At 37.8% G+C, this 12,252-nt stretch carries 8 protein-coding genes; 5 read left to right on the top strand and 3 right to left on the bottom strand.

Annotated elements, in window-relative coordinates; genetic code table 11:
• Positions 1 to 10 precede the first annotated feature (10 nt).
• From I2I04_RS05055 to I2I04_RS05045, 3 genes are all read right to left on the bottom strand, one after another.
• Positions 11 to 1,096 carry a glycoside hydrolase family 18 gene (locus I2I04_RS05055; RefSeq protein ID WP_143259114.1) on the bottom strand — a complete coding sequence of 362 codons (1,086 nt, stop codon included), beginning with the start codon at positions 1,094 to 1,096 and terminating at the stop codon, positions 11 to 13.
• Positions 1,097 to 1,195: 99 nt separating this feature from the next.
• On the bottom strand, positions 1,196 to 2,818 hold the full coding sequence (locus I2I04_RS05050) for a SusD/RagB family nutrient-binding outer membrane lipoprotein (RefSeq protein WP_143259115.1): 1,623 nt from the start codon (positions 2,816 to 2,818) through the stop codon (positions 1,196 to 1,198).
• Between the two features lie 11 nt (positions 2,819 to 2,829).
• On the bottom strand, positions 2,830 to 6,156 hold the full coding sequence (locus I2I04_RS05045) for a TonB-dependent receptor (RefSeq protein WP_117685350.1): 3,327 nt from the start codon (positions 6,154 to 6,156) through the stop codon (positions 2,830 to 2,832).
• Between the two features lie 236 nt (positions 6,157 to 6,392).
• Between I2I04_RS05045 and I2I04_RS05040 the strand changes: the two genes are divergently transcribed.
• From I2I04_RS05040 to I2I04_RS23170, 5 genes are read left to right on the top strand one after another with little or no spacing between them, the layout of a single operon-like run.
• Positions 6,393 to 7,463, top strand: a complete 1,071-nt coding sequence (locus I2I04_RS05040) for a glycoside hydrolase family 18 (RefSeq protein WP_195654508.1) — start codon at positions 6,393 to 6,395, stop codon at positions 7,461 to 7,463.
• 9 nt (positions 7,464 to 7,472) lie between these two features.
• Positions 7,473 to 8,633 carry a DUF1735 and LamG domain-containing protein gene (locus tag I2I04_RS05035; protein WP_195654507.1) on the top strand — a complete coding sequence of 387 codons (1,161 nt, stop codon included), beginning with the start codon at positions 7,473 to 7,475 and terminating at the stop codon, positions 8,631 to 8,633.
• 27 nt (positions 8,634 to 8,660) lie between these two features.
• Positions 8,661 to 10,088: a BT_3987 domain-containing protein gene (locus I2I04_RS05030; RefSeq protein WP_195654506.1), complete on the top strand. Its 1,428-nt coding sequence runs from the start codon at positions 8,661 to 8,663 to the stop codon at positions 10,086 to 10,088.
• 20 nt (positions 10,089 to 10,108) lie between these two features.
• Positions 10,109 to 11,023, top strand: coding sequence for a DUF4989 domain-containing protein (locus tag I2I04_RS05025; protein WP_229126930.1), 915 nt, complete (start codon positions 10,109 to 10,111; stop codon positions 11,021 to 11,023).
• Positions 11,024 to 11,056: 33 nt separating this feature from the next.
• The gene (locus tag I2I04_RS23170; RefSeq protein ID WP_317192940.1) at positions 11,057 to 11,416 is read left to right on the top strand and encodes a discoidin domain-containing protein; all 360 of its coding nucleotides are present in this window, start codon (positions 11,057 to 11,059) and stop codon (positions 11,414 to 11,416) included.
• Positions 11,417 to 12,252: the final 836 nt, after the last annotated feature.

Genomic DNA, 12,252 nt, shown 5'->3' with positions numbered 1-12,252 from the left:
GGCAGTTTTTTTATTTAACGGTTGGACTCAATATACTTATAGCTTCTTTTAAGGTTGGGTATACATTGCTGGCATTAAAATAGTCTTTTTCCGCTGCATCAATCGAAATTCCAGCTTTAGTGTAGTCAGGCGTCTTTGCCACTGCCCATTGAGCAGCTCCAATGATGGCAGATGAGCCATCTCCGAGTTCACCATTGTAACTCCCCGAATTGGTAAGATAAGGTGTTGTTACTCCCATGATGAAGCGGTCGGTTGGTACGTTTTTTGCTGATGCCATGAGTATGAGATAAGACATCTCGTATTGGTTTTTTGCTCCATGAGCATTGACAATGATGTATTTACAATCAGAAAGCAGATTTTTACCAATAACATTCTGCGGGGAACCTTTGAAAAGCAAGTCCTTATTAGTATTCGCAACTTTCCAGTTAGCTACCGCGTCAAAGAATGCTCCTTGACGCGCTGTTTCAGCGGCAATTTCATTCTCTTCAACAAGCGAATTGAGGTCGAAGCCTGTATAATTCACTACAATTCCATCTACATCCAAAGCGTTACTTGCGGCGATTTGTTTAGCAACCTCACTTTTACAGTATTCAATAAAACGTGTTGCATCGTCGACAGTCTCTTCTCCTTCTTCTCCATTTTCTGTTTCATCAGATTCGGGATTAGGTACAGCGTTGGCTGCTTCTTCTTCAAGAATCTTTTTCCATGCACTTTCTATAGCGTCGAAATCAACTAATCCCAATACTTTTGTACCCAATCGACGTACTTCCTTCATCTCAGATATATTTGCCTGATTTACTTCCATTGTATTGTTTAGACAAATATAGTCGAGACTGTCAGGCATATCAGTAAGATGTTGACTGCGTGAGGTTGTTACAGTACTTACATTATTAACTGAAACAATTACTACCTGATGGTCTGTTGCTTTAAAGTTGTTGAGAGATTCCAGGTATTGAGCATAAAGTTCCGGATTTTGTTCCTCGATAGAAGGAGTATGTATATTGATGCTTTCTGGGTCTGTCCAGTCAGAACACGAGAACTGCATCATAGAACATGCCAGCATTACAGGCATGAGATATTTTATTTTTCTTCTCATATATGCTATAATTAAGGTAATTTTATTTGTATAATTTAATATACTAAGTACTCTAAGTACTTGGTGAATATTTTTATTTTTCGTTACTCATTGGTTGATTTATTTACAGTCCCACCATACATGAGTTGCCATCGTATCTCCTCTTTTAGTCTTGGACTCTTGTGTCAATGTCGCAACTGCTGCTTCTACGCTTTCTCTATTTTCACGATATTCATCAGTTGGATATGGCATGCGTCGTGCACCTTCCGTGTCATTAACAACTCCTCCACTTGCATTTGCTGCCATTGGCATCAATTTAGGATAACCTGTACGACGATATTCTGTCCATGATTCCATACCATTTGGGAAGTTTGCAATCCATTTTTGAGTAATAATCTGTTCTAAGCTTTTTTCAAAATCACCTCCAGCCCATGCCACAGTGACATTTGTATTAATAGCTCCGGAGTAGTCATAAGTTTGGCCACTTTGTCCTTTCAACGGATCTTTATATGCTTCTACTTTTCCCGTACCCGCAAGATAATTTTCGACTCCATTGGTAATTCCGTTTTCTTCAAACGACAAACGGATTCCTTCCTCATAGAAGTCTTTAGCTGTTCCTCCCATGTTCCAGTTACGAAGAGCTCCTTCAGCACGCAAGAAAGCGACTTCTGATGCACGGAACACAACTATATTATCACTCGTAGTGACTTTCATACAAGAAGAGCCTTGTGACCAGGAGTTATATTGTCCTTGCAGAATACCCCGACGTAAACCTACATAACTTTCTTCTCCAGTATATGCATTTCCCGACACGGTGCCAAAAGTACTTTTATCATAATATGCTTCACGACGAGGATCGTTGTATGCATTCATGTAGCAGGTTAAATCTGCTGAAATTCGTGCATCTGACCATAGTACCATAAAACGTTGCCATGGATTATGATCGGCAACTTTACGATAAGCGCCATCAGTTGCAGCAGTCATAACACCTGCAGCTACAGCTTCTTCTGCCAATTGCTGCGATGTTTTTCCATTCACGTTAAATCCTGCTACATAGCAAGTACGCATCGCCATTCTTAGCTTCAAGGAGTTGGCAAACTTATACCATGCTGATGTATTGCCATTATAAATTCTATCAGCACTTGAGCTGAAGCTTTGGTTGCCAAACTTTCCTAATACTGTAATAATATTATCCAAATCTTCTAGCATTTTGACATAGACAGCTTGCTGAGAATCATAAGGGGATTTGATTGCATTAGCTGCACCTACTTTTGAATAAGGGATGGGACCATATGTATCTGTTACACGTAACATTACGACGATACGATACAACTCGGCCAACGATAAGAAAAGTTCATCATCGCTTTGATTTTTCAAATTGAAGTAATCAGGATAAAACTTTGAATAAAAATCATTGAATGGAATTTTCTTCCAATCGTCCGAAGGATTGTAAGTTGCGTAACGACCAGACCAACCTGTACCCAAATTGGAGTCTGCCACATATCCCGAAAATGCTCCTGCCATCAAACAGTCCACATATTGAGAAAAGTTCTCTTGCTCTGGCATCATCAAATCTTGTAAATTAAGAGCTAATGATCTTACCAAATACCAATCTACTCCCATGTCATTTTGGTCTGGTTCATGAGGATTTTTATTGTAATCTTCAAAGTTTCCTGTACATGCAGTTGCACCGAAAAGAAACATACCAGTGACTATAAACTGTATTATTTTATTTTTCTTCATCTTTTCCGTTTTTAGAATTTAAGTTTCAAATTGAATCCTACACTACGAAGGCTAGGCATCATAAAGTAATCAATTCCCTGATAATAGTTACCTGTAGTGGCTACAGATTCAGGATCGAAAGGAGCCTTGCAATAAATCATCCACAAGTTACGACCTACCAGCGAAAGAGTGATATCCATAATATTTTTCAATTTCTTTCTTGGGATAGTGTAGCTAACAGAAGCTTCTTGCAAACGCAAATTGGTAGCACTATAAGTGTAATATTGAGGAATACCGCTGTCGGCACCAACCACTGTATACCACTTTTGCGCGTCAATCATATCGTTGCCGTTTATCACGACTCCACCATTATCACGAGCTGCTGCTGTAGCTTCGGATACACCATAGGAGTCAAGAACGGCTTGAGTTGCAGAGTAAACAACTCCTCCTAAACGGGCAGTAAGAAGGAAGCCAAGTCCCCAGTTACCATATTGAAAGTCATTGCGCCATGCCATATTAGCTTTTGGAAAAACAGACCCTAAATAAATATCATCAGCTTTGTCATTCACTGCTACATTTCCATCGGCATTTACATAAATCTTATTATTTGAATCTCGAAGCAAGTCAGATTGTGAGTAGAGATCACCTAAAGATCCACCTACTTTTAGAATAAATCGTGCCTTTGACAAACCACCTACATCCATACGATCTTTTGTTATTTCTTCACCGGTTACAGGGTTTATGTAACCATCAATCAGGCTTAAGATCTTGTTTTTATTGGCACTGAATGTGTAGTTAGAACTCCATGAAAACTTGTTCCATGTATTCTTGTAACCAAGTGAAAGTTCTACACCACGGTTACGTACGTTACCTGTCTGCGCATAGAATGTACTATAGCCCCCTGTTGGAGAAAGCTTTGCATCCATGGTTTGATTGTAAGTCTTGGTATTATAGAATGAAACATCAAAATTGAAATGTTTAAGGAAACGTGCAGTAAGACCTACTTCCCAAGAATCTGTACGTTCTGGTTTCAAATCATACAATGGATATGCAGACTGAGAAGAGTATGCTCCTGTTGAAGTATTCCATGAAAAAGTTGGATAAGCAAGGAAGCGTCCAAATGGTAGACCTACGGATGCCCAAGAAGCACGTAATTTTAAATATGAAATACTTTCAGGTAATTTGAAAAGTTCAGACAAAACAACAGAACCTCCTACTGATGGGTAGAAAAAAGAAGACTGTTTTGAGTTCGGTCCCGCTAATTGACTTGGCCAATCATTACGTCCGGTAAGAGTCAAATAGTAAGTACTTCTATAGCCAACTTCTGCAGATGCAAATATAGATTGCGTTTGTTCACGATAACCAGTTTCTTCACGTTTCCCAGTTTCTTTATCCAATTGAGCAACTGTGAAAAAGTTAGGAAGTCCATTCGCTGCAATTGGTCCACTAACGGCAAGAGCTTCAGAACGATTGTCTGAATAAGATGCTCCAATATTAGCTGTTAGACTCCAATCTTCTCCAAATGTTTTATTTATATTCAACAATAAGTCTGCATATGTTTGCTTGTCACGAGTGTTTGTTACACCATAAAAACCATTTTCGCCTTCAGCAATAGTTGCGATGGTAGAGGCATAGTATTTTTGTGTATATGTGTTGTATGAATTATCTAGACGTACACGTCCAGCTACGTTCAACCAACTCAGAATATCGTAACTTAAAGCTGCACTCAACATATAACGATCTTTGTCATTTTCACGCAAGTTACGATAATTAATCCAGTAAGGATTTTGCAAACGGAACGATCCTCCTCCTTGAGGCCAATATTGCGTATACATATTACGCTCTAAATCATAACGTTCGTACATTTTGTAATCTTCCCAGTCATTTCCACGCGGAAACAGGTAAGCAGAAGACAGTGGGTTTGCATAAATACCTTGATTCACCATATTACGGTCTTTCTGCATAATATATTGAGCACCAACATCCAGTTTCATCTTATCTTCTAGGAAAAGAGTGGTGTTACGGAATGTAAAGTTATAGCGGTCGTATTTGTTATTTGGAATAATACCACGCGAATTAACGGCTGCGGCAGAAAGATATGTCTGATTGTGTTCAGTACCAGTAGAAAGTGTTACAGATTCTGTTCCAATAAGTCCAGTCTGAAAATAATCACTTGCAGGATCGTATCCGCGGTAATTAGCTTCGTTTAATCTTTTACCCCAACTAGCATCTGTTCCAGAAGTTCCATAGCGATTCTGAAACTGTGGCATGACGAATGGAGATAACATTTCTGTATTACTAGATACGGTCAAGGCTACACGACCCACTTTTCCTTTTTTGGTTGTAATCACAATAGCACCATTAGATGCATTGCTACCATACAATGCGGCAGCAGCGGCACCAGACAAAACTGACATTGATTCAATGTCATCTGGGTTTATATCAGCTATAGCTTCTGTAGAGCCTTGCGATTGCATCTCTTCAGAACCACCAGAAGCACTCAGGTTATACATTGGAATACCGTCGATAACATAAAGAGCATTAGACGATTGTTCGATACCCCTAGAACCACGCATAACAACTTTACTTGCACCACCAATACCAGAAGAAGAAGAGTTGATATTTAAACCCGCAACCTTTCCGTTCAGCGAATTAATAAAGTTCGCGTCTTTTACGGCTAAAGCTGATTCTGCATCGACCTGTGTGACATTATAACTCAAAGCTTTCTCCGAACGCTTAATACCCAAAGCTGTAACAACCACCTCGTCAATCACTTGGGTATCATCCATCATCGTAATATTAATGGCTGTCTGTCCTTTCAAAGGAATTTCTTGTGTCTTATATCCGATATAAGAATAAACAATAACTGGGTTATTGCTTTTTGTCATAATTTTGTAGTTACCATCCAAATCGGTAATAGCTCCATCTGTTGTTCCTTTTACTAAAATACTAACACCAATCAGTGGCTCTCCTTTAGCATCTACAACTTGTCCAGTTATAGTACGTTCTTTCCCGCTCTGTTGTTGTAGTGAATTAGAATTTTCTTTTTCCGATAAATAAATTATATTCTCTTCTATTTTATAAGAGATATCTTTATTTTTCAAAAGTGTGTTTAAAACTTGCTCTAAAGAAGCATCTTTTACTTTTAAAGGTTCAACTGTGACAGTTGATAGCTTGTCATTGTAGAAAAATTGGTACTTTGATTGTGATTGAATTTGTTTAATTACAGTTCCTAAAGTTGTACGGGGAGTTGATAAGGTCAACTGTGCCGCAGCCCATTGTACAGGAACTGCTATCAACAAAAGAATCAATAAAGCTCGAAATAACTTCGACTTTCGAAGCGAATGTTTGCTTTCCATACATTTAATTTAATGGTTATACATTTTATTAAACTCAAAAAGAAGAGTGTCGACTTTCCCTCCCTTTGTTAATAAAACAATGCTAATATAATAAACACTTAGTCCATTTTCTCTTTTTTTCGAAAAAAGTAAGAAATATCTGATATCCCCTTGAATGACCTATATTTAAAATATACCAAGTACTTAGAGAACTTGAATGAAAATAATGTGATTAAAATCTTTAAGTGATAATATATATGAAAAGAATAGTAAAAAACAGTTTGTTTACAGCAATATTGATGGTGTGGGGGATGATGTATTCTTCATGCGAAGACTGGACAGACCCAGAAAGCATTAACATCCATTACCCTACATTTGAAGAGCAAAACCCGCAACTGTATGCTGACTATATCAGAGATCTGAAACGCTACAAGGATGGAGAACATAAGCTAGTCTTTGTCTCTTTTGACAATCCGGAAACTAATCCAATCAATCAAACCGAACGTCTCACCGCTCTACCGGACAGTGTGGATTTTATCTGTTTGAATAATCCAGAAAAGCTCTCGTCTGAAACACAGGCCGAAATGGTAAAAATACGCGAGAAGAATATCCGCACGCTTTCCTGCATTAATTATGAGAGTTTAGAACAAGAATGGAACAATAAGGCAAAGGATAATTCCGAATTGACAGAAGAAGATGCACAAAGGTATCTGAATGAACGTACGGATGCTATGCTGGCTCTATGTGACAATTATGGATATGATGGTATCCTAATTGACTATACAGGACTTTCAATGGTGGGTATGCAAGAAGATGTGTTACAACAATACAAGGCACGTCAGCAAAACTTCTTCAGCAGAGTGTTGGATTGGCGGATTAAGCATACCGACAAAACATTGGTTTTTTACGGTTATGTGCAGTATTTGGCTCCCGAAAACATGGATATGCTGGATAAATACAATCATCTGATACTGAAAACCGCTTCTTCCAAAAACATGGAGGATCTGACATTAAATGTTTTAATGGCTATTCAAGCAGGCATAGACGTAGCAGGAACGAATGCGGATCTTGTTCCAAAAGATCGTTTTATTGCCTGTACACAGTTTCCTCAACAGGAAGATAATGATATGATAATTGGTTATTGGGATACACGGGATGCAAATGGAAATAAAGTATTGGCTGCACAAGGTACAGCTCAATGGATTGTACAGGCATCACCAGATTATACCTGCACTGGTATTTTTATCATCAATATCCAAAAGGATTATTACAATAATACTTACGGAACAGTACGTGAAACTATTCATATAATGAATCCTAATAAATAGAAATACAATATGAAATTGCATATTTATCAATTAGCATTTATAGCACTTACTGCATTTACGGTAAGTAGCTGTAAGGATACGGATATTAATGATGAACATCATTATGACAATAAGCTTTATATAAGCTCGGTACCCGTAACTGAAGATTTACTGATTAAAGAAGATGTATTGTTTGACAGTCGTAAAATTACTTATCGGCTTGCTGCTCCTGTCGACAACGAAATCCAAGTCAGCTTTGATGCCAAACCATCTTTAACAGCTACCTACAATCTAAGTTATGGGGATAATGCTACAGCACTTCCCGAAGCGTTTTATGATATTCCTGTGAAAAATGTTACGATTCAACCCGGAGGAATTTCCGGAGATGATATCATAGTGAATTTCGTTAATTTGAATCAATTGGACGACTCAAGACGTTATGTGTTGCCTGTTACAATCACAAATGTATCTGGAATTGGACTTCTAGAGAGTGCCCGTACCACTTATTTTATTATCAAAGGCGCTGCTCTTATTAATGTTGTAGCTAATATTAAAGAAAACTATTTTCCGATAAAATGGAATAGTGATGTAAGCAAGATGACTACTATTACAGTGGAAGCATTGGTACGAAGTGATGACTGGGTGGCCAAACGTGATAATGCACTAAGTTCTGTTTTTGGAATAGAAGGTAATTTCCTTATACGTATCGGTGATGGTGACCGTCCACGTGATCAACTTCAGGCATTTGTGCCAGGTGGAAGTTTTCCTCCAGCAAATCACGCACCAGGTATTGGACTTCCGGTAGACGAATGGGTACACATAGCTGTTGTGTATAACACTGTCAATAAAAACCGAATCTATTACAAGAATGGTGTGGCGGTGTATAAAGACCAGTCAGCAAATAGTACGGTTAATTTAACTAAGAATTGCTATATAGGCCGTTCTTTTGATGGTACCCGTTGGCTTCCGGGAGAAATTTCAGAGGTTCGTATTTGGAGCGTAGAAAGAACTGCAGAGCAAATTGCAGATAATCCTTATAAAGTAAATCCTGCCAGTGAAGGACTTGTAGCCTACTGGAAATTTAATGAGGGGTCTGGAAAGGTTGTTATAGATCGTACTGGTAATGGAAATGATATCACTGCGAGTAAAGATTTGATATGGGTTCCTGTAGAACTTCCTCAAATATATTAATCCTTTTAATTAAAAAAGAATATTATTATGAAACAAAAATATCTGATAACAGGGTTGATGGTTGCCATATTTGGAGGCGGCATAACTTGCCTTACCTCCTGTGATGATGATCTTGTCATAAATAAAGCAATAGATGAGTCAGCATATACTGGCATTTATGAAAACAATGGATACTTGCGTGACGGAAAGTCCAATTTGTCCTCTAGCGTAGTGGAGCTATACAAAGATACTTATACTACTTCTGTAAAAATGAGTCTTAGTAAAATGGCGAGTACCAGTACTTCTGCTCAAGTAATTATTGATGCAGACTATTTGGATACTTATAACAAAGAGCATGAAACCGATTTTGAATTGTATCCTGCGCACCTGGTTTCTTTTAAGAATGACGGGAAGTTCATTGTAGATGCACAAACAAAATCTGCTCAGACTGACATCACCATTCAGGCGGACGGCACTTTGAAAGAAGATAAAACCTATGCTTTACCTATAGCTCTTACCCACGTAAGTAGCGACATTACCATAAAAGATGAGAAAGCTGGTCATTGTATCTATTTGATAAAAGATATGAGAAAGTTGGGAAATACTTACAAAGGAGAAGATGTTGTAAAGTCATTTGTCTTCTTTGATGGTACAAATCCACTGAATGCTCTTTCTTTTCAACTAGAAAACGGAAAATTGCTGTGGGATGTAGTTTCCCCATTTGCTGCCAATATCAACTGGGATGCACAAGCCCAACGCCCTTATTTAAAATGTAATGCTTATATACAATATTTGCTAGACAATAATGAGAAATTTTTGCAACCACTTCGTAAACGTGGAACTAAAATAGTATTAGGAATACTTAGTAACGGGGATATAACAGGAGTGGCGCAACTTTCTAAACAAGGTGCCAAAGACTTTGCACGAGAATTAGCTCAGTATTGCAAAGCATATAATCTGGACGGGGTATGTTTTGATGACGAATATGAAGGTGCTTATGATCCGAATAATCCAGCATTAACAGAGCCTAGTGAGGAGGCTGCGGCACGTTTATGCTACGAAACTAAACAAGCAATGCCTGATAAAATCGTAGCAGTATATGCATTAAGAAGAATGTATAGTTCGAAGGCAACCGTTGTTGATGGAGTAACTATTAAAAACTGGATAGACATTGTAGTTGGTGATTATGGTAGAGATCCTTCTCAAGTTCCGTATGGGGACCTGACATCCAAAGAATGTTCCGGTCAATCCATGGAGTTTGTTAGAGGTACAGGTGGCGATTTACAGGGACAAAGACTGATAAACCAAGGTTCTGGATGGTTTATGGGCTTTTCACCGAAGCCGGAAAATTATGGCAATGTATTCCGGCGTCTGTCTGATGTGAAAACTCTGTATGGTTCTCCGTTACAAGCACCTACCGTGTTCTACAAGGACAATGATGCCACACCTTACCAATATCCCGATGATTTGCAATAAATTAAAAAATAATTGTAGAAATGAGAACACTTTATAGATTTTTCTTATTGTTGGCAGTCGGTTCGCTGACAGCCCTTTCTGGATGCGGCGAAGATGAAACTCCAAGTCTGGCTACCTACCCGGATAACAATTTTTCTCTTGTGGCGGAAGACGGAGAAGGTTCGGAAATAACAGTGAATGCCACCTATAATAATGAGGGTATATTAGAATTCGATAAACCCACAATATTCACCTTTCGTTTTAACGCTTCACCCGAGGACGCAATAGTTACTTTTGAGCCAATCGGAGAAGATGTTGAGTTAAGTGATACCAAATTGATAATTCCGGCAGGCTATACGGATGCCAGTGTTACTTTGGGTATAAAAAATATGGATGTTTTTCAATCTAATTACGATGAAGCTACCTGTAATTTAGGAGTGAGAGCTACTGTGCAAGGATATAAAATGCCATCTATTACCTTGGAGGCAAAAGCTTTGATAAAGAAAGAGGCATATGTAGCTACAGGTTTCTTGGAAGGAAAAGCCGGTAATAAAACTACATTCGAACATACTTATTTCAACGGAGATTTTAAGGACACGGAGCGGAATCTATATACATTCAGTGTACAATTGGATCGTCCTGCTCGGAAAGATGTAAAGGTGAAACTTATAACGGAAGGATTGGATGACGAATACCTGAAAGACATTAGTATTACTCCTGCAGAAATTATAATTCCTGCTGGTGAAAAGACATCAGGAGATATTACTTGGGAGATTACTAATGACTTTTTGTTGCGTACATCGGACGACTCGTCAAACACATTAAATATCACAGCTGTTTTTGAATGTGAAGACCCAGTCTTCGTGCAGGATGAGAAAAGAAGTTCTTTCACCTTGAATATAAATAAATATATAAGGGGATTTGAACACATATCTTACAAACGGCCTTCCGGTTAGATAGAATGGTCCAAACAGGGTTGGTCTGTAGATGTGGAAGATAGTAGTGATTTTTATCAAAACGATGGTGGCGGTTCACTTATTGATGGTGAAACCAAAGGTAACTATGAAGGTATATGTTCTGATGGAGATATTTCATTTACACTCGATATGGGAGAGGAAAAAACAATCACTGGAGTGGGTCTTGATTATATATATTATTATGCTCCTCAAAATGTACAATTATCAGTTTCTTCTGATGGAAACACATGGAATTATCTGGGAAAAGTAGCTACTGTTGATGAGAATGCCGATTACTATCAATTCATTAAACCTATAACTGCACGGTATGTGAAATTTGACCTTTTGTCTTCTTGGGGATGTGAGCTTTATGAAATATACGTCTTTAAGTAGTGTTGAGTCTAAAAAGAATATAGGTTAAAGTTTGTATTCGAGAGGCTGTCTCAAGATTGTTTTTGAGTCAGCCTCTTTTTAATTGCTTTTTCAAAGAACGGGCAGGCGCTAATTTCTTTAACTCTAACGTTTGCTCATACCCCTAAATATTTGAATGAAATGCTACATAGTGAAATAAAATATCTATCATAGTATCATTTCTTTCAATAATCTTTTAATTATCAAAGGAATAAGTATGATAGATAGCTTTTAGAAAATGCATCTATCATACTTTTACCAGTAAAAACAGGTTATCTATCATTGTGCAAAATAGCCATATAAGGGTCATAATAGGTGTAAGATAGCTTGTTTTTGTCACAAGGGAGCCATATAAATCTGATTATCGTGGCTTAATAATGTAAATGTAATGGCGATAAGTTTATAGCCCACGTATGTGTTCTGTACAGTCCGCATGTGTGGGCTGTATGGTTTACATACGTGGGCTGTACAGCCTGCACATGTGAACTATAGAAAGACAGCCGCTCCCAATAGATTATTAAGTTGTCAATACAGGTTATCATCCTATAAAGTGTGCATTCTTAGGCCTTTAAATGGATACTCTCACCTAATGCTACACTAAATAGATATAGTATGGGTGTGATAGATACCCGTTTTTTGCAATAAAAGTATGATAGATGCATTTTTAAAAACTTATCTATCATACTTATTCCTTTGATAATTAAAAGATTATTAAAATGAATGATACTATGATAGATGTTTTTCTCACTATGTATTCAAACCTGGCTGTATCATTTTACTTATTTCCGTACGGTGTTGAAATTAATTTTTGATATGCT

Origin of the sequence: Bacteroides sp. 1001136B_160425_E2, from assembly GCF_015559655.1 — a bacterium.
Lineage (GTDB): Bacteria > Bacteroidota > Bacteroidia > Bacteroidales > Bacteroidaceae > Bacteroides > Bacteroides luhongzhouii.
The sequence above is the reverse complement of the archived record's forward strand: the minus strand, read 5'-3'. Positions and strand labels throughout refer to the sequence as shown.

Coding starts and splice junctions, on each gene's coding strand:
- I2I04_RS05050 (WP_143259115.1), bottom strand. CDS start 2,818: ATGAAGAAAAATAAAATAATACAGTTTATAGTCACTGGTATGTTTCTT.
- I2I04_RS05055 (WP_143259114.1), bottom strand. CDS start 1,096: ATGAGAAGAAAAATAAAATATCTCATGCCTGTAATGCTGGCATGTTCT.
- I2I04_RS05035 (WP_195654507.1), top strand. CDS start 7,473: ATGAAATTGCATATTTATCAATTAGCATTTATAGCACTTACTGCATTT.
- I2I04_RS05045 (WP_117685350.1), bottom strand. CDS start 6,156: ATGGAAAGCAAACATTCGCTTCGAAAGTCGAAGTTATTTCGAGCTTTA.
- I2I04_RS05030 (WP_195654506.1), top strand. CDS start 8,661: ATGAAACAAAAATATCTGATAACAGGGTTGATGGTTGCCATATTTGGA.
- I2I04_RS05025 (WP_229126930.1), top strand. CDS start 10,109: ATGAGAACACTTTATAGATTTTTCTTATTGTTGGCAGTCGGTTCGCTG.
- I2I04_RS05040 (WP_195654508.1), top strand. CDS start 6,393: ATGAAAAGAATAGTAAAAAACAGTTTGTTTACAGCAATATTGATGGTG.